Below are 20,536 nucleotides of genomic sequence, written 5' to 3' on the forward strand. Positions count from 1 at the left end.
CACGCATATCCGACCCGGCCCATTCGGCAGGGGTGAACTCGCGACGCTGCGCGGCAAATCGCGTAGGTCACCGTTCGGTCACATTAAACGCACGTAGAGGGTTGCGATTTGTGACGACCATATCTTCGCCGACCACTGTGACGTACGGTGCAAATGATGCTCGTGTTGTCTTTGGCGCTAAGAGAGAAAATCGGGGCTGGCGCCGCCGTCCGCGTTGAGCCCAAGGGGAGCTAAGTCGAATGAGACGCACACGCCGGGGCTCTGCTGCGCGACCGTTCGCCAGGCTGGTCCGTCCGGTCATTCCGACGGTCCTGAGTCTGGCCATGCTGGTCGCCACACCTGGTCTGGCGCAGGCTGATCCGAATGCCGACTCCCTCGGCGCGCTGATCGCCAACGTCGCGAAGGCCAACCAACGGCTGGAGGACCTGAGCGCCGAAATCCAGGGCGAGCAAGAGGCCGTCAACAAGGCCCTGGTCGACGTCGAGACCGCCCGGGACAACGTCACCGCCGCCGAGCACGATCTTGAGGTCAGCCAGCAGTCGGTCAAGGATGCCAATGCGGCAATCGCGGCGGCCCAACGTCGTTTCAATACGTTCGCCGCCGCCACCTATATGAACGGCCCGTCGGGCAGCTACCTGACCGCGCGCAGCCCCGAGGACATCATCGCGACCGAAAGCGCCTCGAGGACACTGGCGGCCAGTGCCCAGACGGTGATGGACAACCTGCAGCGGGCCCGCACCGAGCAGGTGAACAAGGAGTCCGCGGCGCGGCTGGCCAAGCAGAAGGCCGAAAAGGCCGCTGCCGACGCGAAATCCAGCCAGGACGCCGCGGTGGCCGCGCTGACCAACTCGAAGCACAAGTTCGAAGAACAGCGTGAGCAGATCACCCGCCTGGCCGCCGAGCGTGACGAGGCTCAGGCCAAACTTCAGCAGGCCCAACTCGCGTCCGCCCATTGGTCGACCGGGGGCGGCGATGTCCCGACGTCGGGTGACCGGTGGGATCCGGGAGCGCCGGCCGGGCAAGCCCCGTCCGGGGGACGGCACTGGGACGGTTGGGATCCCACGCTTCCGATGGTGCCGAGTGCCAACGTGCCGGGTGACCCCGTGGCCGTGATCAACCAGGTGCTGGGGATCTCGGCCACCTCCACGCAGGTGACCGCCAGCATGGGGAAGGGCTTCCTGCAGTCCATCGGCATTCTCAAGCCCGACGACACCGGGATCACCAACGCCTCACCGGGTGGGGTCGGGGGGCGTATTCCACGGGTTTACGGCCGGCAGGCTTCCGAATACGTGATCCGGCGCGGCATGTCGCAGATCGGCGTGCCCTACTCCTGGGGCGGTGGCAATGCGGCCGGCCCGAGTAAAGGTATCGACTCCGGCGCCGGGATCACCGGCTTCGACTGCTCGGGCCTGGTCCTGTACTCGTTCGCCGGGGTGGGCATCAAGCTGCCGCACTACTCCGGTTCGCAGTACAACCTGGGCCGCAAGATCCCGTCCTCCCAGATGCGTCGCGGCGACGTCATCTTCTACGGCCCGGGCGGTAGCCAGCACGTGACCATCTACCTCGGTCAAGGCCAGATGCTCGAGGCCCCCGACATCGGTTTGAAGGTGCGCGTTGCGCCGGTGCGCACCAGCGGCATGACCCCTTACGTGATTCGCTACATCGACTATTAAACGAGGATGACTACCAATCGAGGATGACTACCAATCGAGGAGCTATGCGGCACAAGCGTTTTCGCCTGTTCAACTTGGCCTGGATCACCGCTTTGGTGACCGGGCTGATGTTGTCTGTCGCGGCCCCGGCCAACGCCGACCCCGGCGGGTGGGATCCCACGCTGCCGGCGACGATCAGCGCCGGCGCCCCGGGCGATCCGCTCGCCGTCGCCAACGCGTCGCTGCAAGCCACCGCGCAGGCCACCCAGACCACGATGGACCTGGGCAGGCAATTCCTCGGCGGTCTGGGGATCAACATTCTGGGTGATCCCGCCCCGGCCGCCTCCGCCACGCCCACCAACCCGGGCGCCAAGATTCCGCGGGCGAACGGCCGCCAGGCCATCGAGTATGTGATCAAACGGATGGGATCGCAGATGGGCGTGCCCTATTCGTGGGGTGGCGGCTCGCTGCAGGGCCCCAGCAAGGGCATCGACGACGGTGCGAACATCACCGGGTTCGACTGCTCGGGTCTGATGCGGTACGGGTTCGCCGGCGTGGGGGTGCTGATCCCGCGGTTCTCCGGTGACCAGTACAACGCCGGCCGCCACATCCCGCCCAGCGAGGCCCGGCGCGGCGACCTCATCTTCTACGGCCCGGGCGGCGGCCAGCACGTCACCATGTACCTGGGCAACGGCCAGATGCTGGAGGCATCCGGAAGCGCGGGCAAAGTGACGGTGAGCCCCGTGCGCAAGCCCGGCATGACGCCGTACCTGACTAGGATCATCGAGTACTGACCCAGGTGTGCCCTCGGATCGCGGCTCGTCAGCGAAGCCGTAGCGTCGACGGAACCCCAAGGGCCTGGAATAGTTGGACAGTGGCACGTCGCTGCCCCACGACATTCGTCGTGATGGCAGATGTGTCTGATTGAGCTGTGTCGGTTGAGCTGAAGAGAGAGATGTTGATGACAGCAGCAGGTGGGCCGCCCCCGGGCGCCAGCGGTTACTCGGGTCCGGGCGGGCAATCTGGCCCCGGAGCCCATGCGGCGCCGTCGGGTGGCGCCGATGGATTGGCTGCCGAAGTACACACCCTGGAACGGGCCATCTTCGAGGTCAAGCGCATCATCGTGGGCCAGGACCAGCTCGTGGAGCGGATGCTGGTCGGTCTGCTGTCCAAGGGCCACGTGCTGCTCGAAGGTGTGCCCGGCGTCGCCAAGACGCTGGCCGTCGAAACGTTCGCGAAGGTCGTGGGCGGCACGTTCGCGCGTATTCAGTTCACCCCCGACCTGGTGCCCACCGACATCATCGGTACCCGCATCTACCGGCAGGGCAAGGAAGAGTTCGACACCGAGCTCGGCCCGGTCGTGGTCAACTTCCTGCTCGCCGACGAGATCAACCGTGCGCCCGCCAAGGTGCAGTCGGCGCTGCTGGAGGTCATGGCCGAGCGGCAGGTGTCGATCGGCGGTAAGCGATTCCCGTTGCCCAACCCGTTCCTGGTGATGGCGACGCAGAACCCGATCGAGCACGAGGGCGTCTACCAGCTGCCCGAAGCGCAGCGCGACCGCTTCCTGTTCAAGATCAACGTCGGCTACCCCTCGCCCGAGGAAGAGCGCGAGATCATCTACCGGATGGGCGTCAAGCCGCCGCAGCCCAAGCAGATCCTGGACACCGGGGACCTGCTGCGGCTGCAGGACGTCGCGGCCAACAACTTCGTCCACCACGCGCTGGTCGACTATGTGGTGCGCGTCGTCATGGCCACCCGTTATCCCGAGCAGCTCGGCATGAACGACGTCAAGACCTGGATCTCGTTCGGCGCATCCCCGCGCGCGTCGTTGGGCATCATCGCGGCATCCCGTTCGCTGGCGCTGGTGCGCGGCCGCGACTACGTGATCCCGCAAGACGTCGTCGAGGTCATCCCCGACGTGCTGCGCCACCGGCTGGTGCTGACCTACGACGCACTGGCCGACGAGATCTCGCCCGAGATCGTCATCAACAGGATCCTGCAGACTGTTTCCCTTCCCCAGGTGAATGCCGTTCCGCAACAAGGGCATTCGGTTCCGCCGGTGATGCAGGCTGCGGGCGCGGCCAGTAATCGGTGACCGACCCCAAGCCCGCCGCCAAGTCCGCGGCCCTACATCCGCCGTCGTTTCAGCGCGGACAGATCGACGACCCGAAATTGTCGGCGGCACTGCGCACACTCGAGCTCACGGTTCGGCGCAAGCTCGACGGCGTCCTGCACGGCGACCATCTCGGGTTGATCCCCGGGCCGGGTTCGGAGCCGGGGGAGTCGCGCGAGTATCAGCCCGGCGACGACGTCCGGCGGATGGACTGGGCCGTCACCGCGCGCACCACCCACCCGCACGTCCGGCAGATGATCGCCGACCGCGAGCTGGAAACCTGGATGGTGGTCGACATGTCGGCCAGCCTCGACTTCGGGACCACCGTCTGTGAGAAGCGGGACCTGGCGGTGGCCGCCGCGGCCGCGATCACGTTCCTCAACAGCGGTGGCGGCAACCGGCTCGGTGCGCTCGTCACCAACGGGGCGACGACGGTCCGGGTGCCGGCCCGGTCCGGGCGCCAGCACGAGCAGACGCTGTTGCGCACGATCGCGACGATGCCCAAGGCGCCGACGGGTGTGCGCGGCGACCTGGCGGTTGCCATCGACGCATTGCGCCGGCCGGAACGCCGCCGCGGGATGGCCGTGATCATCAGTGACTTCCTGGGGCCGATCAACTGGATGCGCCCGCTGCGCGCGATCGCGGCCCGCCACGAGGTGCTGGCCATCGAGGTACTCGACCCACGCGATGTCGAACTGCCCGATGTGGGCGACGTCGTGCTGCAGGACGCCGAGACCGGTGTGACCCGCGAATTCACCGTCGACGCGCAACTGCGCGACGATTTCGCCAAGGCGGCCGCGGCGCATCGTGCCGACGTGGCACGAACGATACGCGGTTGCGACGCACCGGTTTTGACGCTGCGCACCGACCGCGACTGGATCGCCGACATCGTCCGCTTCGTGGAGTCCCGCCGGCGCGGGGCTATGGCGGGGCGCCAGTGACTCGCGCTTTTTCCAAGGCGGTCATCCACGGTAAGACGGATCTGCTATGACAATGCCTTTGCTCGGCGCGATGTCGCTGTCCGGGTTCGCTCACGCATGGTGGTTTCTCTTCCTGTTCGTCGTTGCCGGGTTGGGCGTGCTGTATGTGCTGATGCAGCTGGCCCGCCAGCGGCGCATGCTGCGGTTCGCCAACATGGAGCTGTTGGAAAGCGTCGCCCCCAAGCGGCCCGCCAAGTGGCGGCACCTGCCGGCGATCCTGCTGGTGACGTCGCTGGTGCTGTTGACCGTCGCGCTGGCCGGGCCGACCAATGACGTGCGGATTCCGCGCAACCGGGCGGTGGTGATGCTGGTGATCGACGTGTCGCAGTCGATGCGTGCCACCGACGTCGAACCCAACCGGATGGCCGCCGCGCAGGAGGCCGGGAAGCAGTTCGCCGACGAGCTCACCCCGGGCATCAACCTCGGGCTGATCGCCTACGCGGGGACCGCGACGGTGCTGGTGTCGCCGACGACCAACCGCGACGCGACCAAGGTCGCGCTGGACAAGCTGCAGTTCGCCGACCGCACCGCCACCGGGGAGGGGATCTTCACCGCGCTGCAGGCCATCGCCACGGTCGGCGCGGTCATCGGCGGCGGCGACAAGCCGCCCCCGGCCCGCATCGTGCTGTTCTCCGACGGCAAGGAGACGATGCCGACCAACCCGGACAATCCCAAGGGGGCGTTCACCGCCGCGCGGACCGCCAAAGACCAGGGCGTGCCGATCTCAACGATCTCGTTCGGCACCCCCTACGGCTTCGTCGAGATCAACGACCAGCGCCAGCCGGTCCCGGTCGACGACGAGACCCTGAAGAAGGTCGCCCAGCTCTCCGGCGGCAATTCCTTCAATGCCTCGACGCTGCAGGAGCTCAAGCAGGTCTACGCCTCGCTGCAACAGCAGATCGGCTACGAGACGATCAAGGGCGACGCCAGCGTGGGCTGGCTGCGACTCGGTGCGCTGGTGTTGGCGCTGGCGGCGCTGGCGGCGTTGCTGATCAACCGACGACTGCCGACCTAGCCTTCGCGGGCCTGCGGTGAGGCCGGATGGTTCCCGTTGGGGGCGTTGCCATCGGCTCCCGCGCCGTTCTGGCGCTCGCGCAGTGCCGTCAGGGCGCGCTGTTCGCGCGCGTGGGCAGCCCGCAGGAGCGCCGCCGCTTCGGCCGGTGGGTCGGTGAACAGGAAGCTGCCCGAGCCTGGTCGCCCTCCCATGCCGAGTTTGTTCAGCCGCTTGGGAACTGGGGCGCCTTGGTACTGCAGCGGGGTGGGGTGGCCGCGTTGGTCGACGGGGCCCAGCGGTTGGTGCACTTCGATGTACGCGCCGTGCGGCAAGCGTCGGATGATCCCGGTTTCGACGCCGTGCTCGAGCACCGCGCGGTCGCTGCGCTGCAGGCTGACACACCAGCGATAGCTGACGAAGTACACGATCGGCGGCAGCACCACCATCCCGATGCGCCCGATCCACGTCATCGCGTTCAGGGAGACGTGGAACTGGTAGGCGATGATGTCGTTGAACGACGAGAACGTGAGCACGATGTAGAACGCGATCGCCATCGCACCAATCGACGTGCGCACCGGGGCGTCGCGGGGACGCTGCAGCAGGTTGTGGTGGGCGCGGTCGCCGGTGAACCGCCTTTCGAGGAACGGATACACGATGAGCGCGGCAAAGATGACGCCCATCAAGACCGCGACGGCCACCGCGGCCGGAATGGTGTGGTGCCAGAAGTAGAACTCCCACGCCGGCCATAGCCGGACCAGCCCATCGGTCCACATCAGGTAGAAGTCGGGCTGTGAGCCCGCCGAGACCTGAGAAGGGTTGTAGGGACCCAGGTTCCAGATCGGGTTGATCTGCAGCAGCCCGCCCATGAGGCCCAGCACGCCGACGATGGCGGCGAAGAAGCCGCCGGACTTCACGGCGAACACCGGCATCACCCGCACGCCGACGACGTTGCGCTCGGTGCGTCCGGGCCCGGGGAACTGGGTGTGTTTCTGGAACCACACCAACGCCAGATGCAGCCCGATCAGCGCCAGCATGATGCCCGGGAAGAGCAGGATGTGGATGGCGTAGAGGCGCGGGATGATGACGTCGCCGGGGAAGTCCCCACCGAACAACGCCCAGTGCAGCCAGGTGCCGATCACCGGGATTCCCAGGGTGATCGAGGAGAACGCCGCCCGCAGGCCGGTGCCCGAGAGCAGGTCGTCGGGCAGCGAGTAGCCGAAGAAGCCCTCGAACATGGCCAGGATCAACAGCAGCGACCCGATCACCCAGTTGGCCTCGCGCGGCCGGCGAAAGGCCCCGGTGAAGAAGACCCGGGCCAGGTGCACCATGATCGCGGCCGCGAACATCAGCGCGGCCCAGTGATGGACCTGGCGCACGAACAACCCGCCCCGCACCTCGAAGGAGATGTCGAGCGCCGACGCGTACGCCTTGGACATCTCGACGCCCCGCAGCGGTTGATACACGCCGTGGTAGGTGACCTCCGTCGTCGACGGGTCGAAGAACAACGTCAGGTACACGCCGGTGAGCAGCAGCACGACGAAGCTGTACAGCGCGACCTCGCCGAGCAGGAACGACCAGTGCGTCGGGAAGACCTTGTTCAGCTGGCGGCGAATGGCCGCCGCCGGGTGGTAGCGGGTGTCGATCGCCTCGGCTTGGTCCGCGAGGACCGTGCTCAAGTCGATTCTGGAACTCATCTGGTTTCCCCCTGCGGGTGTGAGTCGAGCCGGGCAGGATGGAACAGACAGTACACTAATGAACAAATAGTGCAGTAGTGGTTGTGATGAACATTTCTGATCGAGTCGTTCGTCGGGTAATTTTGAGCAACACCCGTCAAGACATCCGGTGCTGGGGGGAGAAGGGCGCGATCGATGACACCTGCCCACAGCGGCCACACGGACGAGCAGGGCGAGGACGCCCGGATCATCCGGACCCGGGCGGACGTCGCGCGCACGGCCTTCGACGTGCTCGTCGAGGAAGGCTCCGAGGCGCTCACGCACGCCCGGGTCGCCGAGCGCGCCGGCTACTCCAAGACGACGCTCTACAAGCACTGGCCGTCGAGGTCCGACCTGGCGGCCATGGCCCTGCTGGCGGTTCGGGACTTCAAGCATCCCGAGCCCACCGGCGACCTCCGCGCCGACCTGATCGGGGAGCTGACGGCGTTCCGGCAGGGGGTCGTCGACCTGCGGCTCGACCGGGTGCTGTCCGCGATGGCGCAGTGGGCGACGGTCGACACGATGAGCCGGATCCGCAACGAGATCAACTCCGAGGGTCAGCGACCGATCCGGGCGATTCTCGCCGAGGCTTTCGAGGGTCCGGAGCTCGACGCGGCGGTCTCGATGCTCTCCGGCGTGGTCGCCTGTCCGTCGCTGATGTTCGGGACGGTGCCCGACGATGCCGTCATCGAGGCGGCCGTAGACATCGTGCTTCGGGGCGCGCAGGGCGCGCCCGATCGCCCGCGTGGTGCCGCCCCGCGTTGACCGCAATCCGACCGCGCGGATATCGGCCCCATGTCGGCCGCGCCCGGGCGAGGCGCTAGGTTGGCCGGGTGACTGACGTAGCCACCGAGTCCGCCACCGCCGGTGGCAAACCCCCATTCGTATCCCGGTCGGTCCTGGTGACCGGCGGAAACCGGGGGATCGGCCTGGCGATCGCCCAGCGGCTTGCCGCCGACGGCCACAAGGTGGCTGTCACCCACCGCGGATCCGGGGCGCCCGAGGGATTGTTCGGCGTCGTGTGCGATGTCACCGACAACGAAGCCGTCGACCGCGCCTTCAAGGAGGTCGAGGAGCACCAGGGGCCGGTCGAGGTGCTGGTGTCCAATGCCGGCATCTCCAAGGATGCGTTTCTGATCCGGATGACCGAGGAGCGGTTCGAAGAGGTCATCAACGCCAACCTCACCGGGGCGTTCCGGGTGGCTCAGCGCGCGTCGCGCAGCATGCAGCGCAAGCGATTCGGCCGCATCATCTTCATCGGTTCGGTGTCCGGCAGCTGGGGCATCGGCAACCAGGCCAACTACGCTGCCGCCAAGGCCGGCCTGATCGGCATGGCCCGCTCGATCTCCCGGGAGCTGTCCAAGGCCGGCGTCACCGCGAACGTGGTGGCCCCGGGCTATATCGACACCGAGATGACCCGCGCGCTCGACGAGCGGATCCAGGAGGGCGCCCTGGAATTCATCCCCGCCAAGCGGGTCGGCACCGCCGAGGAGGTCGCCGGGGCGGTCAGCTTCCTGGCGTCCGAGGACGCGAGTTACATCGCCGGTGCGGTGATCCCGGTTGACGGCGGCATGGGCATGGGCCACTGAGTACAGAAGGACGGACGAGAGAAGATATGTCAGGACTACTCGAAGGCAAGCGGATCCTCGTCACGGGGATCATCACCGACTCGTCGATCGCCTTTCACATCGCCAAAGTGGCGCAGGAGGCCGGCGCGCAGCTGGTGCTGACCGGGTTCGACCGGTTGCGGCTGATCCAGCGCATCGCCGACCGGCTGCCCGAGCAGGCCCCGCTGATCGAACTCGACGTGCAGAACGACAAGCATCTGGACACCTTGGCCGAGCGGGTGACCGCCGAGATCGGCGAGGGCAACAAGCTCGACGGTGTGGTGCACTCCATCGGTTTCATGCCGCAGACGGGAATGGGCATCAACCCCTTCTTCGACGCGCCTTACGAAGACGTGTCCAAGGGCATCCACATCTCGGCGTACTCTTACGCGTCGCTGGCGAAAGCGGTTCTGCCGATTATGAATTCCGGCGGCTCCATCGTCGGCATGGACTTCGACCCGACCCGCGCGATGCCGGCCTACAACTGGATGACGGTCGCCAAGAGCGCACTCGAGTCGGTCAACCGGTTCGTCGCCCGCGAGGCCGGTAAATCCGGCGTTCGCTCGAATCTCGTTGCGGCCGGCCCGATCCGGACGCTCGCGATGAGCGCGATCGTCGGTGGCGCACTCGGCGAGGAGGCCGGCGCTCAGATGCAGCTGCTCGAGGAGGGCTGGGACCAGCGCGCTCCGATCGGCTGGAACATGAAGGACCCGACGCCGGTCGCCAAGACGGTATGCGCGTTGCTTTCGGACTGGTTGCCGGCGACCACCGGCACCATCATTTACGCCGACGGCGGCGCCAGCACCCAATTACTCTAGACGGCAATGGATTTCTGTGGAGTTTGACGCGGTCCTGCTGCTTTCCTTCGGCGGACCAGAGGGCCCGGAGCAGGTCCGGCCGTTCCTGGAGAACGTCACCCGGGGCCGCAACGTGCCGCCGGAACGACTCGACGACGTCGCCGAGCACTACCTGCATTTCGGCGGCGTCTCACCGATCAATGCCATCAACCGCGCGCTGGTAATGCAGCTGGAAGCCGCGCTGGCCGGCCGCGGCCTGGATCTGCCGGTGTACTTCGGCAACCGCAACTGGGAGCCGTACGTCGAAGATACGGTAACGGCGATGCGCGACAACGGCGTTCGTCGCGCCGCGGTGTTCACCACGTCGGCGTGGAGCGGATATTCCAGCTGCTCGCAGTATGGCGAAGACATCGCCCGCGCCCGTGTGGCCGCGGGACGGGATGCGCCCGAGTTGGTGAAGCTGCGGCCCTATTTCGATCACCCGCGGTTCGTGCAGATCTACGCCGATACCGTCGGTGCCGCTTCCGGTGCCCTCACCGCCGAGCAACAGGCCGGCGCGCGGCTGGTGTTCACCGCGCATTCGATTCCGGTGGCCGCCGACGAGCGCCTCGGGCCACGACTGTACAGCCGCCAAGTCGCCTACGCCGCAAGCCTTGTCGCGGCGGCCGCCGGGTACACCGAGTACGACCTGGCCTGGCAGTCGCGCTCGGGTCCGCCGCAGGTGCCATGGCTGGAACCCGATGTCGCCGACCATCTGCAGGCGCTGGCCGGGGCGGGCACCGAGTCGGTCATCATCTGCCCGATCGGTTTTGTGGCAGACCACATCGAGGTGGTGTGGGATCTCGATCACGAGCTGGCGGCTCAGGCCGAGGCGGCCGGCTTGGTGCTGGTGCGGGCCTCGACGCCCAACGCCCACCCGCGTTTCGCCCAGCTCGCCGCCGACCTGATCGACGAAGTTCGGTACGGCCGCCCCCCCGAGCGGGTAGCCGGCCCGGATCCGGTGCCGGGCTGCCTGGGCAGCGTCAACGGCGCGGCATGCCGCCCGCCGCATTGCGTTGCGCGAGAAGGCGGTTAGTCGGCCCAGGCCGAGTGCATGATCGCGTTTACCGCGGCCATTCGCGCCGAACGCACCACCGCGTTGAGCGGTCGCAGTGCGTCGCCCGCGATCCGCGCCTCCGACGACGATTGGGTGCCCACCGGCTCCAGCCCGGAAGCAACCCGGGCCGCGAAGCGATCCGGCGCAGCGGCATCCGACGCCCGGCTGAGCCCAGAGCTGACCGTGATGATCGCGTCGACGTGTGCGGCGTTCTCCAGCACCCGTAATGCACGCGACGGAGCGTGGTCAGGAATCCGGTGTTGCCGTGTGAATTCCAGCAACTGCTCGACGAGACCACGCGGGTCGTCGATGTCGCTGGCCGATCCCAACCCGATCGCGCCGAGCGCGTCGGCGGCCGATCGCACCGCCGACCGCAGCGAGTATTCGGCGTCGCCCAGCTCGTGGTGATCGAACACCGGCGCGCCGGGCACTGAGTACACCGTCCACGCCAGCGCACACAGTTCCGGTGACTCCGGCTCGTCGTCGCCGGTGTCGTCGAGATCGGCATAGGAGCACTCGGGGACCAGGCCGACGGCCGCGGTCGGATCGTCGGGGTGGGTGATGATCACCGCCTCACCGGCGGCCAGGGCGTCGCGCTCGAACTGCGTTCCGGGGGCCAGGCCGCGCACGTCGCCGGGAACCGGCAACACCACGTTGATCGTCCCGCGCAACGCACCCGGGGCAGCGGCGGTCCCCGGCGGCGTCACCCGGCCAACGGCGGCGCGCAGCGTCTGCAACAACGACACGGTCCCGGCGTCGTGGATGTCGGGCCACGGCAGTCCCGTGTGACCGGCCGCGACGGCATCATACGCGGTGACGGATTGCTTTGGCGCCCAAAGAGATAACGCGTCCAAGACGTCGTCGGGCGCAGCCTTGCCCGCGAGCCAGGCGTTAGCCCACACGGACAGCGAAACACTTGGACACCACATGATCTCGCAGTGTAGTTGTTCGGTCCGGCAAAGGCGGATCACGCGTATTCTGACGGCATGGCGATCGCGCTGAGCTGGCTGATCTTCGCGCTGGCTCTTGCCGGTGCCGAGGCGCTGACGGGCGATATGTTCCTGTTGATGCTGGGGGGCGGTGCGCTGGCCGCCTCGGCCACGGCTTGGCTCACGCATTGGCCGATCCTGGCCGACGGCGCGGTGTTCCTGGTCGTTTCGGTCCTGCTGGTCGTGCTGGTCCGGCCCGCATTGCGGCAGCGGATCACTCCCAAGTCGCTGCCGACGGGCATCAAGGCGCTCGAGGGCAAAAGGGCGCTGGTGCTCGATCGGGTGGCCCGCGACGAGGGTCAGGTGAAACTTGACGGCCAGGTGTGGACGGCGCGTCCGTTCAACGACGGCGACGTCTACGAGCCCGGCGACTCGGTCACCGTCGTGCACATCGACGGCGCGACCGCGGTGGTGTTCAAGCACTAATTCGGTCGGCACAGACGCTGCGAAGACGCTGCGAGAGAAAGGAACTCCGGTGGAAGGTGCGGTTGCGGGTTTGGTATTGCTGGCCGTCCTGGTGATCTTTGCGATCATCGTGGTGGCCAAGTCCGTGGCGTTGATACCGCAGGCCGAGGCCGCGGTGATCGAGCGTCTGGGCCGGTACAGCCGCACGGTCAGCGGGCAGCTGACGCTGCTGGTGCCGTTCATCGACCGCGTCCGGGCCCGGGTCGATCTGCGCGAGCGGGTGGTGTCGTTCCCGCCCCAGCCGGTGATCACCGAGGACAACCTGACGCTCAACATCGACACCGTGGTCTATTTCCAGGTCACCGTTCCGCAGGCGGCCGTCTACGAGATCAGCAACTACATCGTCGGCGTCGAGCAGCTGACCACGACCACGCTGCGCAACGTCGTCGGCGGCATGACGCTGGAGCAGACCCTGACCTCGCGCGACATGATCAACGGCCAGCTGCGCGGTGTGCTCGACGAGGCGACCGGCCGCTGGGGCCTGCGGGTCGCCCGGGTCGAACTGCGCAGCATCGACCCGCCGCCCTCGATCCAGGCCTCGATGGAAAAGCAGATGAAGGCCGACCGGGAGAAGCGGGCGATGATCTTGACCGCGGAAGGCAACCGGCAGGCGGCGATCACACAGGCCGAGGGTGCCAAGCAAGCGCAGATCCTGGCCGCCGAGGGTGCCAAGCAGGCCGCGATCCTGGCCGCCGAGGCCGACCGGCAGTCCCGGATGCTGCGCGCCCAGGGCGAGCGGGCCGCGGCCTACCTGCGGGCGCAAGGTCAGGCCAAGGCCATCGAGAAGACGTTCGCCGCGATCAAGGCCGGCCGGCCCACCCCCGAGATGCTGGCCTACCAGTACCTGCAGACGCTGCCGGAGATGGCGCGCGGGGATGCCAACAAGGTGTGGGTGGTGCCCAGCGACTTCAGCGCGGCGCTGCAGGGTTTCACCAAACTGCTGGGCACGCCGGGCGAGGACGGGGTGTTCCGGTTCCAGCCGTCTCCGGTCGATGACGTGCCCCAGCACGCCGCCGATGCGGATGACGCCGAGGTGGCTGATTGGTTCAACACCGAGACCGACCCCCAGATCGCCCAGGCGGTTGCCAAGGCCGAGGCGATAGCCCGCCAGCCGGTCGATGGTCAGCCGGGCGCGCCGCCGGAATTGACTCAATAGGATTGCCGGATGAGTGTTTTGACTTCCCCGAAGACGTATACGGCGCTGGGCGCGTTTCACGCCGTCGACGCGGTGTTGTGCGGTGTCCAGATCGCACCGATCAGGAAAATCCTCGATGACGTCGGCCTCCCGGAGAACGTCAGGCCCGTCCTGCCGGTGGTGAAGGCCGCCGCCGCGGTCGGCTTGCTGTCGGTCACCCGTTTCCCCGCGCTGGCGAGGCTGACCACCGCGATGCTGACGCTGTACTTCGTGCTCGCGGTGGGCGCGCATGTGCGGGTGCGCGACAAGGTCGTCAACGGTCTGCCGGCCGCCCTGTTTCTGGGCCTGGTCGCCGCGATGACGGTGAAGGGACCGGATCAGAGCTAGTCGAGTCGCCCAAGCGAATGTGCTTGTGCCACTTTAAGCTACGCCGCGGCTGCTGCTTATGCCTACGGTGATACCGGCGCCGGCAACGCGTGGGGCGTAATGCCCTCCGGGGGGCCGGGTGGGCGCGGGGGCATCGGCGCCACGCTCGTAGGCGCAGCCGGGGCGGGGTAGCCGGGCGTCTGCGAGAACGGCGGTGGATAAGGCGGCGGCGGCAGCTGGACGCGGATCGTGAACACCAGGCCGGTGATCGCGAAGGCGGCGATCGCGCCAACGATCAGGCCGACCAGTCCGGCGGCGACGAGCGCGGCGGTGGAAAAGCGCCGTCCGGTCGCGCCGGTGTGAGCGTTGTCGGAGGTCATCTCGCTCCCGAGTGGTCTCGAGGCCGCTCAGCGCGGTCCGGATGATGGTGCCGTCATGGCGGTCAGCTGCCATTGGTCCAGCCACGGCTGCACGAGTTCGGCAACCGAGAACTTAGCCGGGGCCAGGCACCCGGCGGCGGGATCGGCGGGATTGCTGCCCCGAATGTCGATGCCGACTGCGGTGGCGGTGCCGTCGTTTCGAATGAGGTAGACCGGGCCACCGGAATCACCGCATTGGCCGCCCGCCGCGAACGAGACCTTGCTCTCGGTGACGTCGAGGATCGCGCCGCATTCGGCCTCGCCACTGCTCATGCCGTACTTGCACAGCTGCTGTCCGATCGCCAGGTCGGTGGTGACCCCCGTGATCGGCAACGCGGCGGCGATGGCCGGGCTCTGCGGGACATTGTCGCCGTCGAGCACGATCAGGCCGATGTCGTGCTGCTCGTCGTGGACGCCCTCGTTGACGGTCTGGACGAACGTGCCCAGCTTCGCGTACGGCAGGATCCCGGCGAGGTTCATCATCACCTTGCTCGGTTGCCGGGATCGATTGCAGTGACCCGCGGTGAGAACCGCGGCCTTGCCGCCGCTGGTGCGCACCAAAAACCCAGCCGTGCAACCCATTCCACCGGAACCGTCGGTGTATTCGACATAGATGCCCGCGCCCGGTCCCGCGGCAGCGGACGCGGGCAAGGCGATGGGCGTCAGGTCGGGCTGCGCCGGTTCTTGGGCGTATTGGACATTCTTGGGCGCCAGCCAGATGGCCGTGATACACCCGACGGCGGCGATCGCCGCGCCGATCGTCAGCCACGAGGCATGCGCCCGATCTCGTGGTACCGGCGGGTAACGGATCGCCGGTGAGGCGAGGACGCCGCCGGCCGGCACGCGATACAGCTTGATCCGGTCGAACAGGAAGGACAACACCGCGACGGCCACCGACGCCAGTGCACCGAGCAAGAGCACGAGGAGGCCGGCCCGCGACGGCTGCAAGCCGAAACTTGCCAGCTGCTGCGCGTAGACCCGCTCCATTGAATAGATCTTTCAGGCAAGCGGCGGCCCGCTCAAGAAAACGGCGCAGTTAGCTGAAATTGACCGGTTCGGCGGCGGGTTCGTCGGGACGCGGCGCGCGGTGGTGCCGGCGGTAGTGACGTATTTCGAGGAGCAGCCCGGTGAGCCCCAGCGCACCGGTGACCAACGACACTCCGAACAACAGCGGACTGGGGTGACCGGCCAGCGCGTCGCCGAGAAACACGACCGCGGCGGTTCCGGGCAGCAGGCCGGCCAATGTGGCCAGCGTGTACGGCAGGATGCCGACGGCAGACGCGGCGGCCGCATAGTTGACCACGGAAAACGGCAGCACCGGAATCAACCGCAGCGACACGACCGATACCCAGCCCCGCTCGCGCAGGCGCTCGTCGGCCCGGTGGATCGCCCGGTAGCGAACCAGCCGGGACAGCCGCCATCCCGCGGCGCGCACCAACACCAGCGCCAGTACCGCGCTCGCCGTGCTGGCGACCACGGCGATCACCACGCCCAGGGCCGGCCCGAACAGCAGACCCGCGGCGAGGGTGAACGCCGTGCGGGGCACCGGCACCACCGTGACGACGATGTGCGCCACCAGAAATGCCAGCGGGAACCACGGACCCAGCGATTGGGCCCAATCGCGCAGCTGCACCGCGCCGGGCAGCGGAACCCATAGCGCCACGGCCACCAAGACTGTGATACCGACCACTGCCGCGATCGCGCGCGGCCGGGACAGCCCGCGCGCGCTCATCGCCAGCGCGCGCCAGAAACTGCGCAGCGTACTGGTGGTTTTGGCGGTGGCCGGGCCCGTCACGCCACTCAACGTTACGGGCCAGATGTGAATACCTTGTATCCCCGCCTTGGTGTTTCGCCACCGACCCGGACCGGCCGATTCACCGCACGGTTTTTTGGCGGCGGGGCCAATCAATTAGCCTGATTAGCGAGTCGCGTGTCCTCCGCAACCTCAAGCAACGTTGCCAATAGCTGCGAAAACAGGAGCAGTCGGTGTCCATTGATGTACCCGAGCTCGCCGACCTGGAACAGGTTCGCGAGCGCTGGCGCACCGCGGTTGCCGGTGTGCTTGCCAAGAGCACCCGCAAGGAACCCGCCGAGTTGGGGGAAGCACCCGAGCAGCTGCTGGACACCCCGACCTACGACGGGTTCGCGATCCGGCCGCTCTACACCGCGTTCGACGAGCTGCCCGAGCCGTCGCTGCCCGGCGAGTGGCCCTACCTGCGCGGCGCGGACGCCTTCCGCGACGTCAAGTCCGGCTGGAAGGTCGTCGAGGCGTTCCCGTCCGCCGGCGCCACCGCCGCTGAAACCAACACGGCCGTGCTGGGTGCGCTCGGTGACGGGGCCAGCGCGTTGCTGCTCCGGGTCGGGACGGACGGCGTGGCGCCGCAGGAGCTCGAAGGGCTGCTCGCGGGCGTCTACCTGAGCATGGCGCCGATCATCCTCGAGGCCGGCGCGGACTACGCGGCGGCCGCCGACGCGATGCTGGCCCTGGTCGACGAGGTCGAATCCGACCAGCGCGCCACCCTCTCGATAGACCTGGGCGCCGACCCGCTGACCGCGGCGCACAGCGAGCGCCCCGCGCCGACGATCGACGACGTCGTCGCGGTCGCGTCGCGGGTGACCGGCGATCACGGCGTGCGGGCGATCACCGTCGACGGGCCCGCGTTCCACAACCTTGGCGCGAACGCGACTTGGGAGCTGGCCGCCAGTGTCGCGGCCGCGGTGGCCTATCTGCGGGTGCTCACCGAGTCGGGGATGCCGGTCCGCCGGGCGCTGGGCCAGATCAGCTTCCGGTTGGCCGCCGACGACGACCAGTTCATGACGATCGCCAAAATGCGTGCCGTGCGCCAACTGTGGGCGCGGGTCGCCGAAGTCGTGGGGGAGCCCGATGCCGGCGGGGCGATCGTGCACGCGGCGACGTCACTGCCGATGATGACTCAACGCGATCCCTGGGTGAACATGCTGCGCTGCACGCTGGCCGCCTTCGGCGCCGGTGTCGGCGGCGCCGACACCGTGCTGGTCTTCCCGTTCGACATCGCGATCCCGGGCGGCTTTCCCGGTACCGCGCGAAGCTTCGCGCGGCGCATCGCGCGCAACACCCAGCTGCTGCTGCTGGAGGAGTCGCACGTCGGCCGGGTGCTGGACCCCGCCGGTGGGTCGTGGTTCGTCGAAGACCTCACCAAACGCATTGCCGAGGGCGCCTGGGAACACTTTCAGGCCATCGAGGGCCGCGGTGGATTCGTCGACGCTCGTGACCACATCGCCGACGCGATCGCCGAGATCGCCGCACGGCGTGCCGACGACATCGCGCATCGCCGCACCGCGATCACCGGCGTCAACGAATTCCCGAACCTGTCCGAACCCGCACTGCCGCACAGCGATTCGATCGGCCAACCCGACGTCGGCAACTTGCAGCGCTACGCCGCGGGGTTCGAGGCGTTGCGGGACCGCTCGGATGCCTTCCTGGCCCGCACCGATGCCCGCCCCAAGGCGCTGCTGCTTCCACTGGGCCCGCTGGCCGAGCACAACATCCGCACCACGTTCGCGGCGAACCTGTTGGCGTCCGGCGGCATCGAGGCGGTCAACCCGGGAACGCTCGACGCAGCCGGGGTCGCTGCCGCGGTGTCCGATGCGGGATCGCCTGCCGCGGCGGTGATCTGCGGCACCGACCAGCGCTACGCGACGGAGGCGGCCGCGATCGTCGACGCGGCCCGCAGCGCCGGAGTGTCGCGGGTTTACTTGGCCGGACCGGAAAAGGCGGTCGCCGATACCGATCCCGAGCACCGGCCCGACGAATACCTGACAGCTAAAATCAATGCGATCGAAGCCCTTTCGGATCTGCTGACTCGGTTGGGGGCGTAACACGATGACGACGTCGACTCCTGTGATCGGCAGCTTCGCCGACATCCCGCTGCACGGAGATCGCGAGGGGCGGCAGCCCACCGAAGCGGCCGTGGACAAGCATGTCGCCGCGGCCGCCGCGGCGCACTTGTACACGCCCGATCAGCTGGTGTGGCATACGCCGGAAGACATTGCGGTCAAACCGGTTTACATCGCGGCCGACCGTGCGGCCGTCGAGGCCGACGGCTACCCGCTGAACAGCTTCCCCGGTGAACCGCCGTTCGTGCGCGGCCCGTACCCGACGATGTATGTCAACCAGCCGTGGACAATCCGCCAATACGCCGGTTTCTCCACCGCAGCCGAGTCCAACGCGTTCTACCGCCGCAACCTGGCCGCCGGCCAGAAGGGCCTGTCGGTGGCCTTCGACCTGGCCACCCACCGCGGATACGACTCCGACCATCCCCGCGTTCAGGGTGACGTCGGAATGGCCGGTGTGGCAATCGATTCCATCTTGGACATGCGACAGCTTTTCGACGGCATCGACCTGTCGTCGGTGTCGGTGTCGATGACCATGAACGGCGCCGTGCTGCCGATCCTGGCGCTGTACGTGGTGGCGGCCGAGGAGCAGGGGGTGCCGCCGGAGAAGCTGGCCGGCACCATCCAGAACGACATCCTCAAAGAGTTCATGGTGCGCAACACCTACATCTATCCGCCCAAGCCGTCGATGCGCATCATCTCCGACATCTTCGGCTACACCAGCGCCAAGATGCCGAAGTTCAACTCCATCTCCATCTCCGGCTACCACATCCAAGAAGCTGGTGCCACAGCGGATTTGGAGCTGGCCTACACGCTGGCCGACGGTGTGGACTACATCAAGGCCGGGCTGGACGCCGATCTGGACATCGACAAATTCGCGCCGCGGCTGTCCTTCTTCTGGGGCATCGGGATGAACTTCTTCATGGAGGTCGCCAAACTCCGCGCGGGACGGTTGCTGTGGAGCGAACTGGTCAGCCAGTTCAACCCCAAGAGCGCGAAATCGCTTTCCCTGCGCACACACTCGCAGACCTCGGGCTGGTCGCTGACCGCGCAGGACGCGTTCAACAATGTCGCCCGGACCTGTATCGAGGCGATGGCCGCGACCCAGGGCCACACCCAGTCACTGCACACCAACGCGCTCGACGAGGCGCTGGCGCTGCCCACCGACTTTTCCGCGCGGATCGCTCGTAACACCCAGCTGGTGCTGCAGCAGGAGTCCGGCACCACGCGGCCGATCGACCCGTGGGGCGGCTCCTATTACGTGGAGTGGCTGACCCATCAGCTCGCGCAGCGCGCGCGGGCCCACATCGCCGAGGTTGCCGAGCACGGCGGTATGGCCCAGGCCATCGACGACGGCATTCCCAAGCTGCGCATCGAGGAGGCCGCCGCACGCACCCAGGCCCGGATCGACTCGGGCATCCAGCCCGTGGTCGGGATCAACAAGTATCAGGTCGAGGAGGACCAGGAGGTCGAGGTCCTCAAGGTCGAAAACAGCCGGGTGCGCGCCGAACAGCTGGCGAAGCTGAAAGATCTACGGGCGAACCGGGATTCGCAGGCTGTCAAGGCCGCACTGGCCGATTTGTCCCGGGCCGCCGCGGCGCACGGCCGCGCCGGGGAAGACGGCCTGGGCAATAACCTGCTGGCGCTGGCCATCGACGCCGCGCGGGCCAAGGCCACGGTCGGGGAGATCTCGGACGCGCTGGAGCAGGTGTACGGCCGCCACCAGGCGGAGATCCGGACGATCGCCGGCGTCTACCGCGACGAAGCCGGAAAGGCTCCCAACATGGCAACCGCCACCGAACTAGTCGAGAAGTTCGCCGAGGCCGACGGCCGCCGGCCCAGGATTCTGGTGGCCAAGATGGGCCAGGACGGCCACGACCGCGGGCAGAAGGTGATCGCGACGGCATTCGCCGACATCGGATTCGACGTCGACGTCGGATCGCTGTTCTCCACACCCGAGGAAGTGGCCCGCCAGGCCGCCGACAACGACGTGCACGTGGTCGGCGTGTCCTCGCTGGCCGCCGGACACCTGACCCTGGTTCCCGCGCTGCGCGACGCGCTCGCCGAAGCGGGCCGGCCCGACATCATGATCGTGGTCGGTGGCGTCATCCCGCCCGGCGACTTCGACGAGCTTTACCAGGCGGGCGCCGCGGCCATCTTCCCGCCCGGAACGGTGATCGCCGACGCCGCAATCGGCTTGCTGCACAAGCTCGCCGACCGGTTGGGTTACGACCTCAGCTAGATGTTGCGGGTCATGACGTTGTAGACGCCGACATGGTCGGGATGTGAGGAGGACGGGTCCTTCGGCGGCAGGATGAGAAATCGCCAAACCCCTCGT

At 67.7% G+C, this 20,536-nt stretch carries 19 protein-coding genes; 14 read left to right on the forward strand and 5 right to left on the reverse strand.

From position 1 onward, the window contains the following. Nucleotides 1-239 precede the first annotated feature (239 nt). The 5 genes from ripA to SKC41_RS26165 all read left to right on the forward strand — a co-directional run bounded on the left by ripA (nucleotide 240) and on the right by SKC41_RS26165 (nucleotide 5,760). A complete protein-coding gene (gene ripA, locus SKC41_RS26145; RefSeq protein WP_330980570.1) occupies nucleotides 240-1,673 on the forward strand; it encodes an NlpC/P60 family peptidoglycan endopeptidase RipA in 1,434 nt (477 codons plus the stop codon). Between the two features lie 44 nt (nucleotides 1,674-1,717). Beyond that, complete coding sequence (gene ripB / locus SKC41_RS26150) at nucleotides 1,718-2,446, forward strand: NlpC/P60 family peptidoglycan endopeptidase RipB (RefSeq protein ID WP_330980628.1); 729 nt, start codon at nucleotides 1,718-1,720, stop codon at nucleotides 2,444-2,446. 167 nt (nucleotides 2,447-2,613) lie between these two features. Continuing rightward, entirely contained in the window at nucleotides 2,614-3,747 is a 1,134-nt protein-coding gene (gene moxR1, locus SKC41_RS26155; protein ID WP_330980571.1) for a chaperone MoxR1, read from the forward strand. Continuing rightward, nucleotides 3,744-4,706 (forward strand): DUF58 domain-containing protein, encoded by a 963-nt coding sequence (locus tag SKC41_RS26160; protein ID WP_330980572.1) that lies wholly within the window; start codon nucleotides 3,744-3,746, stop codon nucleotides 4,704-4,706. The genes moxR1 and SKC41_RS26160 overlap by 4 nt, the downstream gene beginning before the upstream one ends. A 46-nt stretch (nucleotides 4,707-4,752) precedes the next feature. Further along, nucleotides 4,753-5,760: a VWA domain-containing protein gene (locus SKC41_RS26165; RefSeq protein ID WP_330980573.1), complete on the forward strand. Its 1,008-nt coding sequence runs from the start codon at nucleotides 4,753-4,755 to the stop codon at nucleotides 5,758-5,760. Here the strand turns inward: SKC41_RS26165 and qcrB are convergent. After that, nucleotides 5,757-7,433 (reverse strand): cytochrome bc1 complex cytochrome b subunit, encoded by a 1,677-nt coding sequence (gene qcrB, locus SKC41_RS26170; protein WP_330980574.1) that lies wholly within the window; start codon nucleotides 7,431-7,433, stop codon nucleotides 5,757-5,759. The genes SKC41_RS26165 and qcrB overlap by 4 nt on opposite strands. Before the next feature lie 174 nt (nucleotides 7,434-7,607). On the opposite strand from qcrB, the gene SKC41_RS26175 reads away from it, so the two are divergent. The 4 genes from SKC41_RS26175 to SKC41_RS26190 all read left to right on the forward strand — a co-directional run bounded on the left by SKC41_RS26175 (nucleotide 7,608) and on the right by SKC41_RS26190 (nucleotide 10,930). Beyond that, complete coding sequence (locus SKC41_RS26175) at nucleotides 7,608-8,216, forward strand: TetR/AcrR family transcriptional regulator (RefSeq protein ID WP_330980575.1); 609 nt, start codon at nucleotides 7,608-7,610, stop codon at nucleotides 8,214-8,216. A gap of 68 nt (nucleotides 8,217-8,284) precedes the next feature. After that, nucleotides 8,285-9,040 carry a 3-oxoacyl-ACP reductase FabG1 gene (gene fabG1 / locus SKC41_RS26180; protein WP_330980576.1) on the forward strand — a complete coding sequence of 252 codons (756 nt, stop codon included), beginning with the start codon at nucleotides 8,285-8,287 and terminating at the stop codon, nucleotides 9,038-9,040. A 26-nt stretch (nucleotides 9,041-9,066) separates the two neighbouring features. Next, nucleotides 9,067-9,876 carry an NADH-dependent enoyl-ACP reductase InhA gene (gene inhA, locus SKC41_RS26185; protein WP_330980577.1) on the forward strand — a complete coding sequence of 270 codons (810 nt, stop codon included), beginning with the start codon at nucleotides 9,067-9,069 and terminating at the stop codon, nucleotides 9,874-9,876. A gap of 16 nt (nucleotides 9,877-9,892) precedes the next feature. After that, a complete protein-coding gene (locus SKC41_RS26190; RefSeq protein ID WP_442931796.1) occupies nucleotides 9,893-10,930 on the forward strand; it encodes a ferrochelatase in 1,038 nt (345 codons plus the stop codon). Here the strand turns inward: SKC41_RS26190 and SKC41_RS26195 are convergent. Beyond that, nucleotides 10,927-11,880 carry a hypothetical protein gene (locus SKC41_RS26195; RefSeq protein WP_330980578.1) on the reverse strand — a complete coding sequence of 318 codons (954 nt, stop codon included), beginning with the start codon at nucleotides 11,878-11,880 and terminating at the stop codon, nucleotides 10,927-10,929. The two genes, SKC41_RS26190 and SKC41_RS26195, sit on opposite strands and share 4 nt — an antisense overlap. 57 nt (nucleotides 11,881-11,937) lie before the next feature. Here SKC41_RS26195 and SKC41_RS26200 point away from each other — a divergent pair, with 57 nt between their 5' ends. From SKC41_RS26200 to SKC41_RS26210, 3 genes are read left to right on the forward strand one after another with little or no spacing between them, the layout of a single operon-like run. Then, complete coding sequence (locus SKC41_RS26200; protein ID WP_330980579.1) at nucleotides 11,938-12,366, forward strand: NfeD family protein; 429 nt, start codon at nucleotides 11,938-11,940, stop codon at nucleotides 12,364-12,366. 49 nt (nucleotides 12,367-12,415) lie between these two features. After that, complete coding sequence (locus tag SKC41_RS26205; RefSeq protein WP_330980580.1) at nucleotides 12,416-13,561, forward strand: SPFH domain-containing protein; 1,146 nt, start codon at nucleotides 12,416-12,418, stop codon at nucleotides 13,559-13,561. 9 nt (nucleotides 13,562-13,570) lie between these two features. Further along, the gene (locus SKC41_RS26210) at nucleotides 13,571-13,927 is read left to right on the forward strand and encodes a DoxX family protein (protein ID WP_330980581.1); all 357 of its coding nucleotides are present in this window, start codon (nucleotides 13,571-13,573) and stop codon (nucleotides 13,925-13,927) included. Between the two features lie 62 nt (nucleotides 13,928-13,989). Here SKC41_RS26210 and SKC41_RS26215 read toward each other — a convergent pair whose 3' ends face one another. The 3 genes from SKC41_RS26215 to SKC41_RS26225 are packed head-to-tail and all read right to left on the reverse strand — an operon-like array spanning nucleotide 13,990 to nucleotide 16,120. After that, nucleotides 13,990-14,286, reverse strand: coding sequence for a hypothetical protein (locus SKC41_RS26215; RefSeq protein WP_330980582.1), 297 nt, complete (start codon nucleotides 14,284-14,286; stop codon nucleotides 13,990-13,992). A gap of 27 nt (nucleotides 14,287-14,313) precedes the next feature. Continuing rightward, on the reverse strand, nucleotides 14,314-15,312 hold the full coding sequence (locus tag SKC41_RS26220; RefSeq protein WP_330980583.1) for a S1 family peptidase: 999 nt from the start codon (nucleotides 15,310-15,312) through the stop codon (nucleotides 14,314-14,316). A 49-nt stretch (nucleotides 15,313-15,361) separates the two neighbouring features. After that, nucleotides 15,362-16,120: a TVP38/TMEM64 family protein gene (locus SKC41_RS26225; RefSeq protein ID WP_442931797.1), complete on the reverse strand. Its 759-nt coding sequence runs from the start codon at nucleotides 16,118-16,120 to the stop codon at nucleotides 15,362-15,364. Nucleotides 16,121-16,311: 191 nt separating this feature from the next. Here SKC41_RS26225 and mutA point away from each other — a divergent pair, with 191 nt between their 5' ends. Both mutA and scpA read left to right on the forward strand, forming a co-directional pair. Continuing rightward, a complete protein-coding gene (gene mutA, locus SKC41_RS26230; RefSeq protein WP_330980584.1) occupies nucleotides 16,312-18,183 on the forward strand; it encodes a methylmalonyl-CoA mutase small subunit in 1,872 nt (623 codons plus the stop codon). Between the two features lie 4 nt (nucleotides 18,184-18,187). Next, the gene (gene scpA, locus SKC41_RS26235; protein ID WP_330980585.1) at nucleotides 18,188-20,440 is read left to right on the forward strand and encodes a methylmalonyl-CoA mutase; all 2,253 of its coding nucleotides are present in this window, start codon (nucleotides 18,188-18,190) and stop codon (nucleotides 20,438-20,440) included. Nucleotides 20,441-20,536: the final 96 nt, after the last annotated feature.

Source organism: Mycobacterium sp. 050128, from assembly GCF_036409155.1.
In the GTDB taxonomy this organism is placed as follows: Bacteria; Actinomycetota; Actinomycetes; order Mycobacteriales; family Mycobacteriaceae; genus Mycobacterium.